Below are 22,700 nucleotides of genomic sequence, written 5' to 3'. Positions count from 1 at the left end.
TTGTAAAGGTATGATGATTGATCACATGGATGTGATTTTAGGGGCGTGATTTTATGTGCCATAAGCCAGAGCTTAACTCTATTTTTAGGCGAGACTTGTTTTTTCCACCTTTCCATATCAATCGGATTCCTAAAACTGCGGGCTTCTTAAAACCGAATGCTGTAGGAAATTATAATCGAGCATAATCGGGGAATTTATGTCCAATGGGTTTGCTCAATGGCTTGATAGAAATTTTTGTTTAATAGGGGAATGTTTCTCATGCAAAATAAAATACGATCATTGTTGCACATTTCATATGTTTGTTTTAAAGAAGCTTCTCTCTCAAGACGCTAAAAACGCATCTTATGCGTGTTGCTTTGAAAGGGATAACCGGCCATCCATTGAGCAGCATCATTTTTACGCTTATGAGAGAGTAAGACGGCACCATCATTCACTTTGCCCGCTTTCAATGTTGGCTCTTATATTTGAGAGTGTTTAGTATTTTGGATAATCGTTTTACACGGATTTTCCTACTTGTAACATGCAAACAAAAGGCTTTGGTTGTTTCAATGTAAAAGGGGGTGAGAGAATCTCAGCTTATTTATCGGCTCTCATTCAATATACAAAACCATTAACTATGATCATAAATTAGTTTGTTCTCTAACATTATGAATGCTTTACTTAAATAAAAGGTCAAGTTGAGGCTATCATTTTCTTGTTTCTCAGTTTTTAGCTCTTTGGAAGCGTTTTTATTCAGAGATGTTCCTTTTCTAATAGTTTTTTATCCATTCGTTAATTGCATTGCTGATGTATAAGAAAATGATTTTGATTAATTTATTAGAGAGAATGAAGTGAGTAAATTTTATGATATGCGGGGGCTCATTTAAGTTATATAATGATCAATCATTTTTATAAACTCATGTATGGTGTGTGATGATAGCATTCATGAACACAGTTGGCAGATGAGGATTGAAACAAAGGGAAATGTTTTTCTAAAATAATGGACAATAAGCACTTCTTGCTTTATGACCAGTCATAATGAATGATTTTTCTTTTAATAAGGGGAATTTATGACCCAATATCCCAAATGTCCTCGTTGTGATTGTCTTTATACTTATGAAGATGGTGAAAATTTTGTGTGTCCTGAATGCGCACATGAATGGCCGCAAAAAAACGATGATACGGTTCTTGTCAATACTGTTTATGATGCCAATGGTCAGATTTTAACAAACGGAGATACCGTTATGGTGATAAAAGATCTGAAAGTAAAAGGCGCTTCATCTGTTTTAAAAGGTGGTACTAAGGTAAAGAATATTCGCTTGGTGGATGGAGATCATAATATTGATTGCAAAATTCCAGGGATTGGTCAGATGAGTTTAAAGTCGGAGTTTGTGAAAAAAGTTTAAGCATTTGTCCTCTTGCAATTGTTTTTGGATTTCGTTGGTTTTCTATTTTTACATTCTTCTCTAATTGGGCATATTTTTCTCCAGTGGCTTCTTTTCTTGTTTCATAGATTACACCAATCAGATAGAAGCAATATGTTTTCCTTTATTGCAAAGCCATGTATCGCAGAGAAATAGCGACTCTGTCTTTTTCTTTTAATATGCGGTATGGGGGACTGGATGTTGACTCACAAGCAACAATAAAAGTATGCGCTTTATGAGAAGAACAATACCGTAAAGTAGACAAACTTATTCCTGCTGAATTGAAAAAATATTCTCATTTTTTGTATCAGATAATTTTTCAAACAACCATAATAGATCTGGCTTTAATGTATTTATTTTTTACAGGTAGTTATATTTTTGCGTCATGTTTATGGAAATGAGATTGAAAATGATAGGGGGGGAATTCTTGATTTTAAGAATGGAAAAAGGACGCTATGATCTTGATAAGGTCTTATTGCCATGCATTTTCCAGCTCTTAGTACTGCAACAGTCTCTTATAAAAGTGTACATAAGAGCTATTAAAAATAGTTTTTGTTATTATCCAGTTTGTGCTGTGTAAGCGGACGATTTTGATTGATGCAATAAAAACAGAATTGAAATAAGAAGAATGTCAGAATTCTCGTTGCAAGTTGCAAAATGTGATCTTTGTCGAGTGGCTGAAACAACATATTGATTTATAATAGTAAATTAGCGTTATTCATATTGAATTAGAACCCCGAATAACGTGGGATTCTCTCATTTCAAATCTGTTCCATGTTGAATCAATTAAAATCACTTGCTTGCACACCACAAGCGGGGCTGGCGTGTGGGTAAAAATGAGGAAAGAAAGGATTAAAATGACTCTTATGAATCGTCTTAATGAAAGAGCTGTCGCATCATTAGAGGCTGGCAGATATGATGATGGTGCCGGCTTGCTACAAGAAGTATTTTGCGTGATTTGTCGTTGGAAGCACTGAGAAAGATAGAGCAAATGAGCACTCTATCTTACAATGTTTTCTTTTTTGGGTTTTCTTTTTTTTAACGAGGTCGTGTTTTCCTCGTTAAAATTGCATGACAAGATTATAAAACAAAATAAATTTAAAGTGCACACCCATGCATTGTACTTCTGTGTACGATTGGTTTGTTGAAATAACTTATGCTTCTTAAAGGGGGCTTTGAAATCTTTTTAAGGCATATGTGGAGGTGAAAGGTGAGTGAAGGTATCATTATTGGACAGATTTTTTTAACAGTACTCTATCTTTATGGCTGCATAGCTTACTTCTAAAATTTCAGGAATAAAATGACATAAGATTTTTACATTCCATGTTTGAGCGCTGTTGAAGAGGGGCAATCGGTGTGGTTATTTTATCTATTGAAGTCAATATTTATTGTGGCATGGCTTCAACGCCTAAAACTTCAGGGATAAAATGACGTAAAAGGTTTTCAATACCATGTTTGAGAGTTGCCGTTGAAGAGGGACATCCAGCGCAGGAGCCCCGCATATTGAGATAAACAATACCATTTTCAAATCCGCGAAAAGTAATGTCTCCACCATCATTGGCAACCGCTGGGCGGATACGCGTTTCAAGCAGATCTTTAATGGTTAAGACAATATCAGCATCTTTTTCGTCATAAAATTCTTCGTTAAGGGCATGGGTTTGTGCTTGTGTTGTAGCGTTGGTGGTGATCACTGGCTCATTGGATAGAAAATGTTCCATGATTGTGCCTAAAATGACGGGCTTGAGATGTTGCCATTCCCCTTCTTTTTTGCTTACGGTGATAAAATCATAGCCTAAAAAAACACCATTGATATTGGGAATATTAAACAGTTTAGCCGCCAAAGGTGAGTTTTTAGCTGCTTCTTCAGGGTCACGAAATTCTAATACGCCCTCAGAAAGAACCACGCGTCCTGGCAAGAATTTAAGAGTTGCAGGGTTTGGGGTGGTTTCAGTTTGAATAAACATAGATTCTCCTTTTATAATGAAGGATTGGGAAGATCTTACATTGTAGAATATTATATTTTTTAGGCAATAGATCTAATATCTTCATCGGCAAGATTGCTAGGAATAACAATGACAGGGATTGAAAAAGCTGTTCCTTTATTCCCGATTAATTGAACAAGGGGTCCTGGTCCTTCTGTATGTCCACTGGCTGCTAAAACAATTAGTGCAATCCTTTTATCTTCGTCGATCAGTTTGGAAATCTCATCAATTTTTTTTCCTTCACGCACCACTATTTCTGTTTCAAGCGCATGGGTGGTGCGGACTTCACTGGCAATGTCTCCTAATATTTTATGAGCACTTTGCTTTGATTCTGTGCGCATAACGTTGTTTACACCCAGAAAATGTTGAAATTCTACACTATCAACGACACAAAGTAATACCAATGTTCTACTGGTGTTTTGGGCATGTTGTGCGGCAAACGCAACGGCACGCCGACACTCTGGTGTTTCATCGATAATGACTAAGTTTTTTTTCTTTGGTTCTTTTTTCGGATTTTTGGGTTTGGAAATCATGCACTTTCTCTATTTTGTACAAACGATTTTTTTGCTCTCTACAGTTTTTAGTTTTATTATTTTTATGTATCGTGCAAAAATCCAATAATTTCACGAATTTTTTTCATATTTTCTTCTGCGAGCATACTAGCACGTTTAGCGCCATCATGCAAAACAGAGTCGATATAATCACTTTCTTGATGAAGTCGACGTAATTCTTCTGTTATAGGGGCAAGCTTATGGACAACAAGGTCGGCTAGAGCTGTTTTAAAATGCGAAAATTGTTGACCAGAAAATTCTGAAAGAATCTTTTCTTTGCTAACTTTGGCAAAGGCAGCATAAATACCAAGCAGGTTGTCCACTTCTGGTCGTTCTTTTAAAGCGGTGAGGGTATCGGGAAGAGGAGCCGAATCCGTTTTGGCTTTGCGTATTTTTTTTGCGATAAGATCAGCATCATCGGTCAAATTAATGCGTGAAAAATCTGAAGGATCTGATTTTGACATTTTTTTCGTCCCATCGCGCAAAGACATAACGCGTGTGGCTGTTGTTCCAATAAGCGCCTCTGGGAGGGGAAAAAAGCCTTGTCTTTTTTCTTCATCTGTTTGCATAGAGATACCAAAATTTAATTCGGCAATACGCTGTGCATAGTCGTTGTTAAATTTTTGTGCAATATCGCGTGTGAGTTCAACATGCTGTTTTTGATCTTCGCCTACTGGAACATGCGTTGCACGATAGACTAAAATATCAGCGGCCATCAAAGTGGGATAGGCAAAAAGCCCTAGGGATGCTTTTTCGCGATCTTTTCCTGCTTTATCTTTAAATTGTGTCATGCGTTGAAGCCAGCCAATACGGGCAACACAATTAAAAATCCAGGCGAGTTCAGCATGTTGAAAAACACGTGATTGGTTAAAAATAATGTGTTTTTGAGGATCAATACCGGAGGCTAAAAAGGCTGCTGTCACTGTTTTGGTGGATTCGCGTAAAGTAAGGGGATCTGGGTTGACTGTGAGCGCATGCATATCCACAACACAATAGAGGCAGTGATGAGAGTTTTGCAGTTCAACCCAACGCTGAATGGCTCCAAGATAATTGCCAAGATGTAAATGACCACTCGGTTGTACGCCGGAAAAGACAAGTGGTGTGAAGGTATCCATAGGAGTGCTCTTTCTTCAATTAAGGTTATTCATTTTATTTTTTTTGACAAAGTATAGATATTATGAGCGTTTTTTCAAATTTTTAAGCGTGTGAAAAAAGGAACGGGTGTTGAATAAAAAATAGGCACTAAAATAGATCAAAAATATGCCAATCATGATCCCAGCTAAGGTGATCGCGCGCAAGAAAAATGATGCTTGTGAGGATAAAGGAAAAGACAAAAAAACACACACATTCAATCCGTAATAGAGGGCTAGTGCACTCAAAAGAGTTGCCATCATGAGACATAATATTCGTTTTATCAGTTGGAAGTCGTATTTCCAATAACCGCGTTTGATAAGGACACTCCACAGCAACAGTGTGTTGGCCCATCCAGAGGTAATTTCAGCAATAACAATGCCTCGTGCAGAGAGAATAGGAAATAATGTTAAGGCGAGACTGATATTGATGAAAACGCAAATACCTGTAAAAATCATCGGTGTTTTGGTATCTTCATGGGCAAAAAAATTAGGAATAAAGACCTTAATAAGAACAAAAGCTGGAAGTCCTAATCCATAAAGTTCTAGTAATTGTGCAACATGGTGTGTTGATTGACTGGTAAATTGTCCTCGCTCAAAGAGCAAACTGACAATGGGAGTGGAGAGCAGCAAAAAAGCAATGGATGCTGGAAGTGTTAACAACAATGTTAATTCAATAGAGCGATTTTGTAAATGGTGGGTTTCTTTATGCTTTTTGCTCCGCAAAGCGCGTGTTAATTCTGGTAAAAGAACGGTTGCAACGGCAATGGCGATTACGCCTAAAGGCAATTGGTAAAGACGATCAGCGTACATCAAAGAAGAGACAGCACCCGATTGACTAGAAGCAATGTTGGTATTAATGAGCAAATTGATTTGTGTGATGCCACCCGTAATGGCTGCTGGGAATGCTAAAGTTAATAGCTTGCGAACATTAGGACTTAAATGGGGCTGGCGGAAGGAAATTTTCATTCCACTTTGACGCAAAGCAAGGGCAATTAAGGTGAGTTGAAGAAGCCCTGCTGCTAATACACCCCAAGAGAGATTTAAGCCGATATGCCAAGCGTCAAGTTTATAGATCCAAGCATAGGCAAGCACACCAATCAGAATAATGTTTAAAAAGAGTGGGGCAATGGCGGCAATAAAATAGCGTCGCAGAGCATTAAGCATGCCCCCCATCATGGCAGCAAGCGACATGCAGGTTAAATAGGGAAACATGATTGCAGTAAAGTGAATGGTAGCGTTAAATTTTGTTGCATCTTCGGTAAAACCTGGGGCAATAATGGTTCGTACCAAAAAAGGCATACTCAGTTCCATCGCAATCGTTAACAGTAAGAGCAGCGAAAAGAGAACGCCAAAGACTTCTTCTGCAAATTTGCATGCCGTTTCGTGACCTTCTTCAGTGATTTTTTTTGCAAAAAGAGGAATGAAAGCAGCGTTAAAGGCACCTTCAGCAAAAAAACGACGAAATGTGTTGGGAAAACGAAAAGCAGCGTTAAAGGCATCAGAAACAGGACCTGTCCCTAGGGCTGCTGCCATAAGCATTTCGCGTACGAAGCCAAAAATACGGCTCATAAGGGTTCCGGAAGCAACTGTTGCAATTTTTTTAATCAATGTCATAAAGATATATCAACTTTGTTGTAAAAGAGAAGCGATGACAGGAGAAATAAACCGTTTTAAATCGTAAAAATCTGATCTCTATCCTAATCAAGGATACTTTTGGAAAGCGTTTTACGACGGTGTTTATCTCTCTGTCAACAATGGTGCTTGAAGACTTTTTATGCTCCTTGTTTACTGTTGCATTAAAATTTTTATTGTTGCCATAAAATAATTAAAATTTCTTTTTCAAACTGAAATATGGGAGAAATATCATAACAGTTTTAAGGGACATATAAGGATATATAATGATAATTTCTCTTTATGTTTTGATGTCGTGAATAATGCAACCCAATACCTTACTGTTTTACGTGAGGGGCATGACCCTATTTAAAGAACGCAAATAAAATAAAAGCATGAAACAATGTGCAATTTCCATTATTTAAAAAACAGCGCTTTAGATGTTTTAAAAAGTCGTAAGGTTGAGCTAAAAGGGGATGGTAAAGCTGGTGATTGGTTTTCACTTTTACGGCTTTATGTTCTCTCCAAATTTGGCTGCCTTTTCGTTTTAGAGATTACATAAACAAAAGGATAGGAAGACGTGATCTTTCAACAGCATTTTGTCTGTTTTTAGCACGACAGGTAATGAAAGTGATTCATTATCATTTTCAAAAATGATTGATCCTTTTATTTTTCCTGTTTAGGTTTCTTTTCACAGTTGATGAGGATAACATCTGAGAAAATAAGATAAAATTGCTCTCTCATGGTTTCCATTCTCGTTGAGGTCGATTGATTTGCCGATGAAGGCAGGGGGGGGTAAAGGCTATCATTTTCACCAGAGAGGGTAAAAAAGTTAAAGTTTATGAACCTTTTAGATATTCATTGCCATTGCTTTTGCGTGCTCTGTTTTGTGAGGTTGAATATTTTCTTGTCTTTTAGGACTCTGATTGACGTTTTCTGTCATTTTTTGCACTTTAATTGCTTCTTTATCGAGAGTGTTGGAACATTTTTTTTCATTATTTTTCTTTATAGATTGATGCTGGATAGATTGATACTGGTTTGGTGCTAAGCGCTCATCGAATTTATGGTTATAAAAATACATGGGTTGTATATGCTGTTCTATCTCTTTTATCTGCTTGATTATTTCCATAATCTCTTTTGCTTTAACGGTTGATGTACCAAGACTCTTCGCAAGTTTTTCAGGATTATTTTCCTTTATAGCTTCATGCTCGCTTGAGGATAAGCGCTCATTGATTTTTTTGATATAAGTCCTTATCTCCCCCCTTAATTCAGGAGAGTTTGATAAAGTTTCTTGCTGTTGTGCTTTTGACAAGGAAAAGAGATTTTTCATCCAAGCCTCAGGAATTTTTACCGACTGTTCACACCGCCTTTGTTTTTCATGATGGGTATGGAGAATGTCTCTTTCTGTTTGTTTAAAAATATTGATATAACGATCAATGGCTCTACAGAGGGGCAAAATATTTGCTTCAGCATGGGCACGCGCGTTGTTTTTTATGCCAAATACATTGCTACCAGAAAGCTTAGAAATAGATTGGGGAGAGGTGGTAATTTGATAGGTGAGCTGTTCTCCTTCAGTATGATTTTCATGGATCATCTCAATTCTTTCCTGCAAAATATGACGATTGCCATAAATGATTTGGCACAAAGTTTCGATTTCTTGTCTTCTTGCTTGAATGGATGCGTTGTTTTTTATCCTTGTGGCAATTTCATTGCTGGTAAGGGGGGCTATTGTTTGTGCGGGGATAAGCACTTCTTGCTGGTTTTGAACTTTTGGTGCTGTAAAGGAGAGGGCGTCACCGATTTTTAATGTCTGTATTTGCTCTGGGGTGAGATCTTTTTTATTTCCCAAGATGAAAATCCCGTTGGCATCAAGCATGAAGCCATTGGACCCACTGCCTCTGTAGAAGCCTTTATAGGTATGACCTTCTTTTGCTGTTATAATAAGATGATTATGAAGACTCTCAAATCCGATATGTTTCATATTGTCCATGAATTCTTTTAAAATAAGTATTTTTTCTGGATTTGAGATATCCTCAAGCAGATGTTTCATCTCTTCCTTATCGTTATGTTTTAGCGATGCAATGCTGGCAAGATTCATACGTTTTTCTGTTACAAGAGAAAAGTCGAGTGTGTGGCCAGCAACTTGCCCAAGTTTTTCAAAAAACATTCGTTGTGTGCGTCCATTACCTTCTCTGAAGGGATGCGTATAGTTGAGCTGTATCAACATTTCAGTGACATGTTCAATAAATGTTTCGCGGGTTAAGCCTTTTAAACTATTCGTTTCAGCAAGTATTTTATCTAAATTTTCTAGTCCCTCTTGTATTTGTTTTGCTGAGGCAAAAGAAATCCCAGCTTTTTTCATCATTGGCATATAAGCAACGGTACCATCTTCAAATGTAAATGGTTTTTCGCGTGTTTGTCCGGCCCATTCAAAAGTATTTTTAAATAGGGTGTGATGAATATATTGGAGATATGTGGAAGTTAGTTTTTGCGGTGGCGCTTCTTGGCGTAGATGAATGATTGCTTTTGTTGTATCATGGGCACATTGCACTTTTAATTTTTTATAGTCGTTTATTCCATATTTATTTTTTAAGGTGATACTATTAGGGCAAAAGAAATTACGGTACATTGTCTTATTTTCTTCAGTTTGAGGCGATGAGGATAATTTCTCCTGTAAGGTGAGAGGGACGGTGTCCGTTTTTTTTGTACCAGTGTCCCAGTATGCCATTGCTTTTTTTGGGGGCTGTTTCATTCTTTCTTGATGATCAGAGCGTTTTTCCTTTGTCATTTGGACAGATATTGGATTATTTGTCGCTGTATTGCTGGTCTGTAAAATGTTTTTTTGGAAATCTTTTTGCATTTGCCTCATAGAGGAAGCAGATTGAGCAATTGGTTTGGTCATTTGTTCTTGTTCTTGCAAATTTTCGGGCATAACTTCAATGCTGTCATGTAAAGCATGAGGGGCACTCCATGGTGAAAAATGGGCTTTTTCTTTTTTCTTTGTTTGAATGGATGCGTTGTCTTTGCTCTTTTCAGTTATTTCATCGTTTGTGAGAACGGCTCTTTTTTTTCTGGAAGCAATGTTTTTTTCTGGGTTTTGAGTTTTGGGCGCTGTAAAGGAGAGGGCGTCACCGATTTTTAATGTCTGTATTTGCTCTGGGGTGAGATCTTTTTTATTTCCTAAGATGAAAGTCCCGTTGGCATCAAGCATGAAGCCATTGGGTCCACTGCCTCTGTAGGTACCATGATAGGTTTCTCCTTCTTTTGCGACGACAGTGAGATAATAATTTTTTTCATCCAATCCAAGCTTTCTCATAGAGTTGGTAAATTCTTGTAAAATGAGCAATTTTTCTGGATTTGAGATATCCTCAAGCAGATGCTTCATAGGCTCTGGATCGCCATGTTCCATGGCAGCGGCGCGGACAAAGTCTTTACGTTTTTTGCTCACAAGAGAAAAGTCTAGCTCATGTCCTGCTGCTTGAGCGAGTTTTTCAACAAACAGTCTCTTTGTGCGCCTATTGCCCTCTCTGAAAGGATGCAAGTGGTGCAAATCTATCATTATTCCAGCGGCTTGTTCAACGAATTCTTCGCGCGTTAAGCCTTGTAAATTATTCTTTTCAGCAAGCGTTTTATCTAACTTTTCTAGTCCCTCCTGTATTTTTTTGCCAATCGCAAAAGATTTTGTAAATTCTTTTCTTTTCAAAATGGGCATAGAAGCAACAGTGCCATCTTCAAATGTAAAAGGCTCTTCGCGTGTTTGTCCGGCCCATTCAAATGCACGGGAAAAGAGGCGTTGATGAAGGTATTTTAGATAAGAGGCATTAAACTGCTCTGGTAGAGGTTCTTGGTGCAGTTTTATCATTTCTTTTTTTACATCATTAGAACAGCGTTCTTTTAATATTTCTTGCTCTTTGATGCGGTATTTATTTTTAAGCACTTTGCTATTGGGGTAGAAAAAATTTTGCGCTTCTTCATTGATTTGCTTTGAAATGGCTGCATTAATTACAGAGTGTTGTTCTTGCAATTCTTCCTGTGTAGAGGAGGCACAATGTTCTGTGTTTTCTTTCATGCATATTTCCTTTCAAATGGTAACATTATTTTTTGAAATCTTCTTTGTTTACATTTTTTGCCTTATGTTATTTTCATAGCGTTTTCTTCAAAGAAGAATGCCTATTTGAATGATTGAAAAAATTGACCTTATTCGCATGGAACAAAGTTAAAGTTTATAATTTTGAAGTATTATCGTGAAATTTTATCAATGAATTCTGTAAAATAATGGGGTGTCTTATTCAAAGTTTTCTGTATTTCACACACCGTCTTTGATGCAATCTTGGCAAGATAATTGCACCAAAGTTTTGGATAAAAAGCCAACAATTAGGAGATTTATCACGACAAAGCCATTGCTTTTGATGTTTCGGCTCTGCGCGGTCGAACTTGCGGCTGGTCTTCTTGTCTAGAAGTTTCTGTAACCTCTTTATGCCGCTTTGCTGTTGAGCGTTCAGGCAGCTTCAGGGGCTGCGATAAGCTTTGCTGCTTTTGTAATTTTTTATCGAAATCGGTAGGTGGTTGATAACGTTTTTGTTGTTCTGCCTGATGGTTTTGCACAATGGTTTCTCTTAACTGTTTTATTGTATCAGCATAGTCCTTAATGGCGGTACAAAGGGTAGGGATATTTTCTTCAGCGGCTTTGCGTGCTCCGTTTTTTATGCCAAGGGTTTTTCTACCAGCAAGTGGAGCAAAAGATGTAGAATCCTTTTCAATTTGAAATACAAGCTCTTCTCCCATCTCTGGAATTTTGTGCATATCTTCCATTCTATATTGTAAAATAAATGGATCATCATAAACAATTTGGCACCAATATTGGATCTCTCTTTGACCATATTGAACCGATGGATCTTGTTGAACTCTGCGGGCAATTTCCTGATTTGAGAGAGGCTTTATTTTCTTTTCTGAATTGAGCGAATTTTGTAAATGTTGATTTATTGGATCTTTCTCTTGTGCTTGTCGCTGATGTTGTTGTTCCGTGTGAAAACCTTGTGAAATATTTTCACTTTTTGTATATTTTGAAGTATACATATAACCGTTAATAGCAGCACATAGGGTAGGAAGAGTTTCTTCAGCTTGTTTGCGCGCGTTATTTTTTATGCCGAGAACTTTTCTACCAGCAAGCTTAGAAATAGACTTAGGCTGTTCTGTAATATCCCATAAGAGCTGTTCTCCCATATTGGGGTTTTCTTTGATTGCTTCTATTCTTTCTTCTAAAATAAGCCTGTTGCCATAAACCTTTTCGCACAAAAATCGTATTTCTTCTTGATATGCTACGAGTAACAGCTCTCTTTCCATTGTATTAATAGATGATTTTTGTCCGTGAGACGGTTTTGGTTGTTCAATTGCTGTGTGTGGAGAGGCAGGTTTTGGGACGATAGTATCGCTTTGTTTTCTGTTTCCCATACGGTGCGGTTTTCTTGAAGGAGGGACGGCATATGTTCCACTGTCTTGTGATGATGAACTGCTTTGCTGTCTGACTTTCATATGTGATGGTGTTTTGGGTCTAACACTTGGGTCGTATGTTTCAGGATTTTGGATTTTTGTACCGTTTTGCACTCTGTCTCTCATGCGTGGCGATGTTTGCGAAGTAGGCGTTGCATAGAGGTGTTCTCTCTCTTGAACCGTTGTTTTGTTTTGTCCTCTATCTTTTGCACGTGGTGGTCTTTGTGGAGCTGCTTTTGTGTGCGGAGAGGAGTTTTCTTGGATTTGTGAGCTGGGGATTTTTGTTCCGGTTTGTGCTTTTTCCCTCATGCGTGGGGGTGTTTGCGAAGTAGGCGTTGCATAGAGGTGTTCTCTCTCTTGAGCTGTTGTTTTGTTTTGTTCTCTATCTTTTGCACGTGGTGGTCTTTGTGGAGGCGTTTTTGTGTGCGGAGAGGAGCGTTCTTGGATTTGTGAGCTGGGTTGTAGATTTTCTTTTGTGCGTGGGGGTTTGGGCGGAGCTACTTTTGTTTGTAGAGGAGGTATCTCTTGGGTTTTGGTGCTGGGGATTTTAGCGCTGGAGGGCATTGTGCTGGTTTGAGTGTTTGCTCTCATGCGGGGGGGGGGCGGTGGCGCAACCTTTGGGTGGTGTGATAAATTTTCTGGGCGTTTTTCTACAGTTGGTTTTGGCAAATTTTGAGAAACTTGGGAAGGAGGGGTTCTGGTGGGGGATTGTTCAGCCGGTTGTTGAAATTTTTCCATCATTTCGGTGATAAAAGGGGAGGGATTTCTTTTTTTCATGCATGTTCCTTTCAAACTCTTCCAATATTGTTTTTAAATACTATTTAAAAACGTACGTTGGTTTTTATTCTGTTTTATGCTTTTTTACTCGGTCTTTACGAGAGCAGATATGAAACTGAATGGTTTCACAAGATGGGGCTTTCTTGGCGCAAACACCCCTGTTCTGTGTTGCGCCAAGATGTTAGATTTAATGTGAAAACTTATGTCCTGTTTAGCTGGCAAAAGCCATCGCTTTTGGGGCGATAGTTTTGCGAGGACGAATATCTGTTTCTCTTTGTTGCGTAGAGGTTGTTGCTTCTTCATGCGTTACTATTGAAGGCTCGGGGCGTTGAGCAGACTGTGAGACGCTTTGTTGTTGATGCAAGTTTTGCGATCTCTCAGAAGATGCTTCATTGTGTTCTTGTTTTGTCTGCTGAGTTTTTGAAAAGCTCTCTCTTACTTGTGTTACAGCCGTTGCATAATTGTCAGTGGCGTCAATGAGGTGAGAAAGACCAGCTTCAGCATGCCTGCGTGCTTGATTTTTAAAGCCACAAAAGTTACGACCAGCGTACTTGTGAAAAGATTGAGGATTTCCGACAAGTTGCTGTGCGAGTGCTTCTATTGTTTCAGGGTTTTGGAAAAGTGTTTCCACTTGTGATTGCAAAATGTTTGTGTTGCCAAAAACAACTCCGCACCAATATTGGATTTGGGCATGGTGTCTTTTGACTTTTGAATGTTGGTGAATTTGGGTAGAAATTTCTACTTCTGAAAGCGTTGCTTTTTCACGTTGATCTGGTTTTTGTAGAAGTTTAGCGACGGCTTCCTTCCCCATAAAGCGTTCATAGTTTTTGAGTTCTTGCTCTGGAGATTGTAAGAGGTTCTCTCTTGCCTGTTTTACAGCTTCTGTATAACAATCAATGGTGATACTGAGAGTGGAATAACTCTCTTCCGCTTGTCTACGCACTCGATTTTTAAAGCCCAACATGCTGGTGCCTGGAAGTTTAGCAATACTTTCAGGATAGGCTGCCATGCGCCATGAGAGTTCTTCTCCTGCAGCTGGATTTCTTTGAATTTCTTGCATTTTTTCTTGCAAAATGTTTGGGTTGCCATAAGCACTTGCGGATAAACGTTGGATTTCTTCTTGATAGGTTCGAACCAATGAATGGTGTGGAAGCAATTGAATGATTTCTTCCTCTGAGAGAACTCTTGTTGTCCTTTGGGAAACTTGTGAAGGAATTGTTGCGTGTGTCGTTTCAGTTTTTTGCGGTCTTTTGGTCGAGCTGCCTCTTGTTAACGAAGCTGTTGGATTTGTTGATGCATATACAGTTTCTTCGCTTAAAAGAGATTGTCTTTCCTCATCTTCTTCCGGTATGGATGACAGTCTTTTGCTTTTTGAAGGCGTTTCTTTAGGAAGGGGGGCTGCGCCTGAGACCTCTGCCGCTGCTTGTTCATAGAGCTTTATAAGTTCTTGTATTGAAGAGGATGGAAAAGGATGAGGGTGGTTTTTTTTCATGCATGTTTCCTTTCAAAAATTGTTTTAGAAAACCTCTTTGGTGCATTCTTGCCTTTTATGCTTGGATCGCTTTGAGACAAAAGAAATATCGAGCTGAATGAGTTTCCAAAGATCTGCGTTATTTGCAATCAGCTTAATGGACATTTGTGTCTTTTATACAGTTTTTTTGTGAAATATTATCAATAAGTTATCAATAGTTGTCGTGAATTACAGGCGCCATTTTTAGGACTATCTTTTGTAACATTCTAAAACAATTCTTGGCGCAATCGCGATGAAACGATTTGCGCCAAGAAACTCACTGAAAAAAAATTACATGAAAAACAAAAACTATCTGTTTTTACGTCTATGCCTCCTTACATGGCATAAGAAAATCCTTTTTCTCCTTGTCTTTGTCGTTGAGGGCTGTGCTCTGGACTATTGTGTTCTTGTCCTCTTGTGTGATGATGATGACGATGATGGTGTCTCTCAACTTGCTGAGAATTTTCTTGACGGCGTCTTTGTTCCGCTAGAGGGGTGTGCAATAGCTGTTCCGTTGCATTTTCTACAGCTTTCGTATAACCATCAATGGCATCAACGAGCAGTTTAAAACCGTCTTCAGCTGCTTTGCGTGCTTGATTTTTTAAGCCAAGTGTGGAGCGTCCAGCAAGCCTATGCATAGATTCAGGATTTTCAGCAAGTTGATTTGAAAGCTCTTTTCCTTTAGTGGGATCTTTAAGTATGTCTTGCAAGTGCTGTTGGAAAAGCGTGTCACTGTTATAAACAGTTGTACCCCAATGCACGACCTCTTGTGCATATGCTTGAACTTGTGGATTTTTTAAAAGTATGACACTTATTTGATCAGCTGTGAGGGAAGGTGAAGATCTTCCTCTTTGGTGCGAAGAAACCATTGTATAGTCGGTTTCAGATTCTTGTTGCCTTTGATTATGGTGTCTCCCTTTGGAAGGAGAAATACTGCTAACAGTTGCGTATGTAACTTCTTCTTCGCGTTTTGGGGGAGCAACCTTTGTGTAATCGGTTTCAGATTCTGGTTGCCTTTGATTATGGTGTCTCCCTCTTGAAGGAGAAACACTGCTAACAGTTGCGTATGTAACTTCCTCTTCTGGGGTTGGACCGCGCTGGTTTCCTCTGGTTGGTTTCTTAACTTGTGCATAGAGGGCTTCTGGATTTGCAGAAGGATGTGGATGATGTTTTTTCATACATATTTCCTTTCAATATTTTTAGAAAACCTCTTTGGTGCATTCCCCACTTTTAGTTTTGATAACTTTTATATAAAGGAAGATATCCAACCGAATGACCGCCAAAGATTTTGCGCTATTCAATATTGATATGTAATGAACATTTATGTCTTTTATACAGTTTTTTTATGAAATTTTATCAATAAGTTACAATAAATTACAGGATCCACTTTTAGAACTATTTTTTGTAACATTCTAAAACAACTCTTGGCGCAATCGCTATGAAATGATTTGCGCCAAGAAACTCACTGAAAAAAATTACATGAAAAACAAAAACTATCTGTTTTTACGTTTATGTCCACTTACATGGCAAAAGCCATTCCTTTTTCTCCATGTCTTTGTCGTTGTGGGCTGTGCTCTGGACTATTTTGTTCTTGTCCTCTTGCATGACGATGATGGTGGTGGTGTCTGTGTTCTGCTTCTCTTTCTGGACTTTCTTGTCTTTGACCTCTTTCTCTTTCATGCTCCCGTGTAAACTGTTTATGGAGCTTTTGTGCCGTATGTATATGCCTCTCAAGAGCTGAGCAAAGGGGAGAAAAACTCTCTTCAGCTTCTCTGCGGCTTGGAGATTTTACACCAAGTATTTTGTGACCTGCAAGCTTACCAGCGCTTTCAGGATTTTCTGCAAGGCTCCATAAGATTTGCTCTGCACTTTGAGGGTTGTCAAGAATTTTAGCAAGGTGGTTATTCAAAGCATGTTCGTTACCATAAACAACTCTGCACCACTCTTGCGTTTCTCTTACACCATATTGAAAGTCTACGTTTTTTAAAAGCCTTGTTGTAACCACATCTTTTGGGGTTCTGGGAGGGGGTGTTGCTGCTCTGCCAACACCTTGGTAGATAGGATTTTCTAGTTGTTCAGACTCTTGCCCGCCTTCAGCCCCCATGCCAACCGTTGTATAGACAGATTCGAGTGGTCTTTGGGGAGAGGGCTCACCACGTTCATCAAAGTTAAGCTCTGCATAGAGATGTTCCGGTTCTTGGCGATGTCCTCCACCCTGTGCTCCTCCACCAATTGTGTCATAGGGTGTTTGCCAACCTTGCGCTTCCAAGTCCGTTATTTTATAGGGGTCTACGAGTCTGTCGGTGCGCCGCCCATCACTTGGTCTTCCACCAAGTCTGTCATAGGGATTTCCTAGTGGCTGTTGGGGAGCATAGATCGTTTCTGCTGGTTGTTGAAGTGTGTATTGTTGTTGGTTGCGCTGTTCTTTGGGTGGTTTATTAACCTTTGCGTAGAGGTCTTCTACATTAGGAGATCCTAGGTTTTGTTGGTCAAGTGGCTTTTTGGGAGCAAAGACCGTTTCTGGTGGTTGTTGAAGTGTATAGTGTTGTGGGTTGCGCTGTTCTTTGGGTGGTTTATTAACCTTGGCGTAGAGGTCTTCTACATTAGGAGATCCTAGGTTTTGTTGGTCAAGTGGCTTTTTGGGAGCAAAGACCGTTTCTGGTGGTTGTTGAAGTGTATAGTGTTGTGGGTTGCGCTGTTCTTTGGGTGGTTTATTAACCTTGGCGTAGAGGTCTTCTACATTAGGAGATCCTAGGTTTTGTTGGTCAAGTGGCTTTTTGGGAGCAAAGACCGTTTCTGGTGGTTGTTGAAGTGTATAGTGTTGTGGGTTGCGCTGTTCTTTGGGTGGTTTATTAACCTTGGCGTAGAGGTCTTCTACATTAGGAGATCCTAGGTTTTGTTGGTCAAGTGGCTTTTTGGGAGCAAAGACCGTTTCTGGTGGTTGTTGAAGTGTATAGTGTTGTGGGTTGCGCTGTTCTTTGAGTGGTTTATTAACTTTTGCGTAGAGGGGGTCTTGGCTCTGTGGTTGTGGATTCTGGGGGGCTGGTTGTGGGTGACTTTTTTTCATGGCTGTTTCCTTTCAATATTTTTAGAAAACCTCTTTGGCGCATTCCTCACTTTTTTGATAACAACTTTAGGATAAGGTAAGATATCAAATTAAATGACCTCCAAAGATTTCGCGCTATTCATATTGATATATAGTGGACATTTATGTCTTTTATACAGTTTTTTTATGAAATATTATCAATAAGTTACATCAAATTAAAGGATTCATTTTTAGGACTATTTTTTGTACCATTTTAAAACAATTGGTGAGCGTAATGGAGATAAAATGATTGGCGCTAAGAGTTAGTTGGAAGGCAAAAGTTCACGCGTTTTTAGCCGGTAAGAGCAAGCGATGAAGAGCGACTAACTTTCAAGCTGCGGGCTTGACATTGTGCTTCTTGGGTGTTCTTTACAGTATTCGCAATTTCTTTTGCTTTGCTTTCCGATGTCCCAAGGAGGCACGCTAGTCTGGTATGATCTTTTTCTTGTATGGCTTTACGCTCTTCTGAGGATAGACGATTGTGTAGTTGGCGCGAAAAGTGATGGAGTTCTTGTCGTAGTGTTGGAGAATGCAATAAAGCTTCCTTTTGTTGTTCTCTTGGTAAGGCAAAAAGGTTTTGTAAATTTTTTCCAGGTGTTTCGACAGCGTGACTCAGGCGATTTTGTTCTCTTTGATGTTGCTCTAAAATTTCTTCTTTTGTTTGTTGTGTTATTGTGGCATAATTTTTAAGGGCTTGGCTGAGTTGTGGAGCAGTTTGTTCCGCCAGTCTGCGATTTGGGCTTTTCATGTCAAGTATTTTTCTCCCTGCAAGTTTAGAAATTGATTGAGGGTTTTGTAAAATTTCATCAGCAAATTGATTTCCTAAGCTTGGATCAGCCGTTAAGATATCTATTTTTGTATTTAAGGCGTGGATTTTACCATAAACGAGTTTTGATAAATTTTTGATTTCTTTTCGGCATGCTTCAACATAAGCGTCATTTGAAATCTTTGTGAATAACTCTTCATGGGTGAGAGATTCTAATGTTTCTTTTGGGATCAATATTTCTTTTACATTTTGAACGTTGGTTTTTTGAAAGCAGAGGCGAGTACCGTTTTGTAATGTTTTGACGAGTTCTGGGGGGAGATCATCTTTGTGGCCGACGACGAAAGCACCCTCTACTTCCATGACAAAACCTTCTGCTGAAAAACCTCTAAACACGCCTTCGTAGGTTACATCTTCTTTTGTTGCAACAACAACACGATTGTTAATTTCATCCAGTCCCGCGTTTCTCATTTGGGAGATGAATTCTTTTAAAACAAGGGATTTTTGCGGATGTGTGATATCTTCAAAAAGATCTTTCATCGGTTGGGAATTGCCATATTGCACGGCTTCAATACAAGCTGCTGTCATGCGTCCTTTTGTGATGAAAGAAAAGTCAATGGTATGTCCTGCTGCTTGTCCAAGTTTTTCCATAAACATTCGATTGACGCGCCCATTCCCTTTTCTGAAAGGATGTGCGTGCTCGAGCGCCATAAAAACTTCTGCGGCATTTTCAGCAAATTCTTGGCGCGATAAACCTTTTAAATTGTTCTTCTCATTAAGTGTTTTTGTGAGTTGTTTTAGTTCTTTTTGAATCTGCGGTCCGATAGCAAAAGGAACTTCATAACCTTTGGGACGCATCGCCGGCATATGGGCAGTGGTGCCGTCTTCAAATGTAAAGGATGTATCGCGGGTGTGACCCGCCCATTCAAAAGTTTTGTGGAAGAGGCTCCAGTGGATTAGTTTTAGATAGGAAGCATCAAATTTTTGTGGAAGTGGTTCGTGGCGAAAATTGACGGCTTCTCTGGCGGTATCATGAGCACAGCGTTCATACAGTGTTTTGGGGTCTTTTATGCCATATTTATTTTTGAGTGTTGGGGTACCTTTATATAGATAATTTTGCTCTAACATATAATCTCTCCTAAGTAGGTAGGGTGGTGGTTGATGAGCGTCTTAAACGCTGCATGTGAAAAATTCCCCTTCGCGTATTCTTTTGAGATTTTGGTTGTTATGAGAGGAAGCACTTTTCCCTCCAGTGTATGGATAGTTGTAGCAATCGTTTTGTGATGCTTTTGAAAGGTTTTTGGTGTAAGAGGTGCAAAATGTTCTGTTATGATTGTTTTCATGCATATTTTCTTTTTTCATTTATTTTTGAAAAGTTTTTCTGATGGTTCCTTTGTTTATTACCTTGTTCTGTAAAATACTGGTATTGAGGGCCTTGATATGAATCCCATGAGTAGTTAGAAAATGGATTTTCTACAAATTGACTTTGGGTAAAATCTTCGTTCTTTGAGGTGTAAGGAAGAGGTCAAAAAGAAAAATATTGCTTAAAATTGTTGTTTTTTTCCTTTAACAAAGTTGTTTGCAAGAGCGCTTTGATGAGGGGCGTGGATATGGCGGGTGCGATCGCTCTTGGTTAGCGGATGGTGCTGGTACTTTTTATACACAGTACTCAGATTGGTGAATCTATGGGCAAAAGCAGTTATCAAGAATTTTTCTCCATTATGTTTTTCTTACTGCTCCATATGAATATCTTGCCATACGAACATCTTGTTTGTGTATTTTTGCAACAAAATGTTTTTTATTTTGTATTGTTGCTCTTATTGTATTGCGCTGCTCTAAGATCCATAAGAGAGAAAACTCTTTCTTTGGTTGGGAGAAAAGCCTTTTTCAGCGCTTTATCATTAAAATAGAACACTTTATGATATCGTAAAGGGGGAAAAGCTTGTATAAGAATGATTTATTCATTTTGATGTATATCTTAAATGTTTTTTGGGAAAAAATCGATGTTCTTGAGTGTGGGTGTTTTGAGAGTTCTTGTCTCAAAGATCAATCTTTTGTTTTTCTTAAGTCTTGATATTGGTGATTAGCGTTGTGAAATGTTTTTGGTTGTTTGTAGGGGATAAATTATACACAAAAAGCTTTGTAGGAATGTATTTGCAGACTTTCCCAAGTGGAGATGTTGGTTTAGTTATAGGTGATTTGAGGGGGTGGTATTTTTATAAAGATGATGGGCGCTGGTAAAACGATACACAAAATACAAAAAGGAAAAAACACGGATTTTTTTATCATGTTTTCCTTATATGTGTGAGGAAGCGTTCAAAAACTTTTTGTTAACGGGTTTTTAAAAAATAGAAATCTATGTTGTTTTTGTGGTTGTTCTTTTCATAGTCAAGATCTCATAATAGGAGGTTAGTTTTTCTTTTGTGGGGCAAAGCGGTTTTTTGCAGCTGCGGCTAACATTTCTTTTCTTCTGAAATAAATGGCGCGACCACATCGCAAAGGGGGGTGTCCTTGCATAAGAATAATTTGTTCATCTTGACGCATTTCTTGAATAACTTCATGGGGTAAAATCAGGGCTCTTTGTTGGTAATTGACGTTGTATGAACTCTTTCCTAAGGATAAGCCTCTTGATTTGCTTGTTCCGGTGACTTCAACGGTCATTTGGCCACAGCGTTCTGAAATGTCTTTGGCTGTTTGGAGGTCTTTAATGGCAGCATAGCTGACAAAAGAGCAGCTTTCAAACCATGAGCGTGCTCCGGCTTCTCCAAAGTGATTGACCAACTGACCAGAGGATTGATAAAAAAGCATTAAGGATGTACCGTATTTACGTCCACGATCGCGTGCTTCTTCTAAAATATTCATATAGCCTAGAAGATCAACTTCATCTAAGACAAATAAAACACGCTTTTTATAGTTACCGTCTGCTGTAACCATGGCATTGAGAAAGGCGCCAATAATTACACGTCCAATAGCTGGATAACTGTTTAAAATGCTTGCGGGGAGATTGAGAAAAACATCTGTATTGCCATTTGCAATATCTGAGGAAAAAAAATCATCTCCGCAGACAAGATCTGCGTAATTGGACAAAGAAAGCCATTGGGTATCTTTTGAGGCGGTTGTATAGACTCCTGAAAAGGTTTGCTCTGCCATTTCTGTAAAAATACCAACCATTTCACGAATAAAAGGAGAAGGTGTTGTTTCTTGAATCATGCGTAATTGATTAACAACAGCTGTTTCTGATTGAGAGAGAATGCCACGCAATGTTTTTAAATTGCGTTCGCTGTCTTCATATTCATCAGAAAATACAACGTGAGCAAGAAGAGCTGTTAATAAATTATGGGCTTGTGTCGAGAAATATTCTGCTGAAGAATTGTCTGATTTTTTATCTGTAAGGAGCAACTTGGAAAAGCTTACAATATTCGCTTCGCGTTGTGTGCGTGGTACGCTGTCGTCTAAAAGCCAATCGATGACATTAAAATTTTTTGTTAAAAATGAATTGGGATCGAGAACAATGACATTTCTATTCCCCATCTTTTGACGCGCAAATTTGACCATTGGGGCAACTTCTGTTGAAGGATCAAGACAAACAATAGACCCTGGATAGGTTAAACACGTAGGAACTACTGTACTTGTGGTTTTATAGCCACCAGAACCAGCAAAAAAGATCATATGAGTTGAACCAAAATCAAGATTAAAGGTTAGCAAAGGGGCTGTTCCACCCTTTCCCCATGTTGTTTTATTGCCAGGCGCAAAGGGAATTTTGCACACATTATCTTGATCAACACGGTATCTTTCACCCACAACAATTTGCCCATTGGCAGGAAAGATTTTTGCTGCCTCTCTTAAATTCATCCAAGAAGCCTCACCAAAAACACCTTTTTTTGCACGCTTGACCTTATTTTTAGGTGGAGAGGTTGTTATGAATTGAATGATGGAAAGAAAACCACCAATGATGATGCCAAAGACAACCATGGGGTCCATGAATTGAAGCGCATAGCTCCACGTTATTCCTTGTTGGCCAACATAGGGACTTAAACGTTTTATTTCACCACCAATATAGTAAAGAGCGGTTGTTCCAAAAAAAACAACGGAGACAAAAGTGATTATTTTACGTAAGTGCAGTTTTTGCGACAGACTATACAACAATGAAACAGCAGCCGTTAGTGCTAAGACTAATAAAGGCTCAGAACGAAGAGTCCAATAAATTTGATCGCTCTTTAGTCCATTTGTTATTAACAGTAAAAAATGAGGGACAAGGAATATCGTTAAAGCACCTAAAGCGATTGGTGTTAAAATAAGTACCATTTGTGTTTTGGTATATTTCATTGTATTTTACTCTCAATTCTATCAGAATATGTTGCGAAATGCTCTTTTTCAGGTACGTGATATTAACTC

14 protein-coding genes and 1 pseudogene are annotated in these 22,700 nt (G+C 38.7%); 3 read left to right on the top strand and 12 right to left on the bottom strand.

Annotated features, from left to right (window positions below; translation table 11 throughout):
- Window positions 1–1,049 precede the first annotated feature (1,049 nt).
- Both ACFIK7_RS00420 and ACFIK7_RS00415 read left to right on the top strand, forming a co-directional pair.
- A complete protein-coding gene (locus tag ACFIK7_RS00420; protein ID WP_375618296.1) occupies window positions 1,050–1,385 on the top strand; it encodes a zinc ribbon domain-containing protein YjdM in 336 nt (111 codons plus the stop codon).
- An 875-nt stretch (window positions 1,386–2,260) separates the two neighbouring features.
- Window positions 2,261–2,341, top strand: a pseudogene (locus ACFIK7_RS00415) (DUF4102 domain-containing protein); the annotation flags it as partial.
- A gap of 447 nt (window positions 2,342–2,788) precedes the next feature.
- On the opposite strand, the gene ACFIK7_RS00410 reads toward ACFIK7_RS00415, so the two are convergent.
- The 4 genes from ACFIK7_RS00410 to murJ all read right to left on the bottom strand — a co-directional run bounded on the left by ACFIK7_RS00410 (window position 2,789) and on the right by murJ (window position 6,683).
- Entirely contained in the window at window positions 2,789–3,367 is a 579-nt protein-coding gene (locus tag ACFIK7_RS00410) for a NifU family protein (RefSeq protein ID WP_273790941.1), read from the bottom strand.
- 59 nt (window positions 3,368–3,426) lie between these two features.
- Window positions 3,427–3,918, bottom strand: a complete 492-nt coding sequence (locus ACFIK7_RS00405; protein WP_273790942.1) for a universal stress protein — start codon at window positions 3,916–3,918, stop codon at window positions 3,427–3,429.
- Between the two features lie 62 nt (window positions 3,919–3,980).
- Window positions 3,981–5,051 carry a tryptophan--tRNA ligase gene (gene trpS / locus ACFIK7_RS00400; RefSeq protein WP_375662732.1) on the bottom strand — a complete coding sequence of 357 codons (1,071 nt, stop codon included), beginning with the start codon at window positions 5,049–5,051 and terminating at the stop codon, window positions 3,981–3,983.
- A gap of 60 nt (window positions 5,052–5,111) precedes the next feature.
- The gene (gene murJ, locus ACFIK7_RS00395) at window positions 5,112–6,683 is read right to left on the bottom strand and encodes a murein biosynthesis integral membrane protein MurJ (RefSeq protein ID WP_375637751.1); all 1,572 of its coding nucleotides are present in this window, start codon (window positions 6,681–6,683) and stop codon (window positions 5,112–5,114) included.
- Window positions 6,684–7,083: 400 nt separating this feature from the next.
- On the opposite strand from murJ, the gene ACFIK7_RS00390 reads away from it, so the two are divergent.
- A complete protein-coding gene (locus ACFIK7_RS00390; RefSeq protein ID WP_375631323.1) occupies window positions 7,084–7,242 on the top strand; it encodes a hypothetical protein in 159 nt (52 codons plus the stop codon).
- Window positions 7,243–7,530: 288 nt separating this feature from the next.
- Here ACFIK7_RS00390 and ACFIK7_RS00385 read toward each other — a convergent pair whose 3' ends face one another.
- The 8 genes from ACFIK7_RS00385 to traG form a co-directional block, all read right to left on the bottom strand.
- A complete protein-coding gene (locus tag ACFIK7_RS00385) occupies window positions 7,531–10,749 on the bottom strand; it encodes a BID domain-containing T4SS effector (protein ID WP_375662731.1) in 3,219 nt (1,072 codons plus the stop codon).
- A gap of 317 nt (window positions 10,750–11,066) precedes the next feature.
- Complete coding sequence (locus ACFIK7_RS00380; RefSeq protein ID WP_375662730.1) at window positions 11,067–12,947, bottom strand: BID domain-containing T4SS effector; 1,881 nt, start codon at window positions 12,945–12,947, stop codon at window positions 11,067–11,069.
- 211 nt (window positions 12,948–13,158) lie between these two features.
- Window positions 13,159–14,439: a BID domain-containing T4SS effector gene (locus ACFIK7_RS00375; RefSeq protein ID WP_375662729.1), complete on the bottom strand. Its 1,281-nt coding sequence runs from the start codon at window positions 14,437–14,439 to the stop codon at window positions 13,159–13,161.
- A gap of 353 nt (window positions 14,440–14,792) precedes the next feature.
- Window positions 14,793–15,635 carry a BID domain-containing T4SS effector gene (locus tag ACFIK7_RS00370; protein WP_375662728.1) on the bottom strand — a complete coding sequence of 281 codons (843 nt, stop codon included), beginning with the start codon at window positions 15,633–15,635 and terminating at the stop codon, window positions 14,793–14,795.
- Between the two features lie 341 nt (window positions 15,636–15,976).
- Window positions 15,977–17,524 carry a BID domain-containing T4SS effector gene (locus ACFIK7_RS00365; RefSeq protein ID WP_375662727.1) on the bottom strand — a complete coding sequence of 516 codons (1,548 nt, stop codon included), beginning with the start codon at window positions 17,522–17,524 and terminating at the stop codon, window positions 15,977–15,979.
- A gap of 310 nt (window positions 17,525–17,834) precedes the next feature.
- Complete coding sequence (locus ACFIK7_RS00360) at window positions 17,835–19,433, bottom strand: BID domain-containing T4SS effector (RefSeq protein ID WP_375662726.1); 1,599 nt, start codon at window positions 19,431–19,433, stop codon at window positions 17,835–17,837.
- The gene (locus ACFIK7_RS00355) at window positions 19,427–19,648 is read right to left on the bottom strand and encodes a hypothetical protein (RefSeq protein ID WP_375643570.1); all 222 of its coding nucleotides are present in this window, start codon (window positions 19,646–19,648) and stop codon (window positions 19,427–19,429) included. Before ACFIK7_RS00355 ends, ACFIK7_RS00360 begins: the two co-directional genes overlap by 7 nt.
- A 1,066-nt stretch (window positions 19,649–20,714) precedes the next feature.
- Window positions 20,715–22,631, bottom strand: a complete 1,917-nt coding sequence (gene traG, locus ACFIK7_RS00350) for a Ti-type conjugative transfer system protein TraG (protein WP_273790952.1) — start codon at window positions 22,629–22,631, stop codon at window positions 20,715–20,717.
- Window positions 22,632–22,700 lie beyond the last annotated feature (69 nt).

The organism is Bartonella sp. CL266QHHD (assembly GCF_042195355.1).
Lineage (GTDB): Bacteria > Pseudomonadota > Alphaproteobacteria > Rhizobiales > Rhizobiaceae > Bartonella.
This window is presented reverse-complemented; position numbering and strand designations above follow the sequence as displayed.

Excerpts from the sequence above, each read along its gene's own strand:
- ACFIK7_RS00420 (WP_375618296.1), top strand. The coding sequence starts at position 1,050 with ATGACCCAATATCCCAAATGTCCTCGTTGTGATTGTCTTTATACTTAT.
- ACFIK7_RS00410 (WP_273790941.1), bottom strand. The coding sequence starts at position 3,367 with ATGTTTATTCAAACTGAAACCACCCCAAACCCTGCAACTCTTAAATTC.
- ACFIK7_RS00405 (WP_273790942.1), bottom strand. The coding sequence starts at position 3,918 with ATGATTTCCAAACCCAAAAATCCGAAAAAAGAACCAAAGAAAAAAAAC.
- trpS (WP_375662732.1), bottom strand. The coding sequence starts at position 5,051 with ATGGATACCTTCACACCACTTGTCTTTTCCGGCGTACAACCGAGTGGT.
- murJ (WP_375637751.1), bottom strand. The coding sequence starts at position 6,683 with ATGACATTGATTAAAAAAATTGCAACAGTTGCTTCCGGAACCCTTATG.
- ACFIK7_RS00390 (WP_375631323.1), top strand. The coding sequence starts at position 7,084 with ATGTGCAATTTCCATTATTTAAAAAACAGCGCTTTAGATGTTTTAAAA.
- ACFIK7_RS00385 (WP_375662731.1), bottom strand. The coding sequence starts at position 10,749 with ATGAAAGAAAACACAGAACATTGTGCCTCCTCTACACAGGAAGAATTG.
- ACFIK7_RS00380 (WP_375662730.1), bottom strand. The coding sequence starts at position 12,947 with ATGAAAAAAAGAAATCCCTCCCCTTTTATCACCGAAATGATGGAAAAA.
- ACFIK7_RS00375 (WP_375662729.1), bottom strand. The coding sequence starts at position 14,439 with ATGAAAAAAAACCACCCTCATCCTTTTCCATCCTCTTCAATACAAGAA.
- ACFIK7_RS00370 (WP_375662728.1), bottom strand. The coding sequence starts at position 15,635 with ATGAAAAAACATCATCCACATCCTTCTGCAAATCCAGAAGCCCTCTAT.
- ACFIK7_RS00365 (WP_375662727.1), bottom strand. The coding sequence starts at position 17,524 with ATGAAAAAAAGTCACCCACAACCAGCCCCCCAGAATCCACAACCACAG.
- ACFIK7_RS00360 (WP_375662726.1), bottom strand. The coding sequence starts at position 19,433 with ATGTTAGAGCAAAATTATCTATATAAAGGTACCCCAACACTCAAAAAT.
- ACFIK7_RS00355 (WP_375643570.1), bottom strand. The coding sequence starts at position 19,648 with ATGAAAACAATCATAACAGAACATTTTGCACCTCTTACACCAAAAACC.
- traG (WP_273790952.1), bottom strand. The coding sequence starts at position 22,631 with ATGAAATATACCAAAACACAAATGGTACTTATTTTAACACCAATCGCT.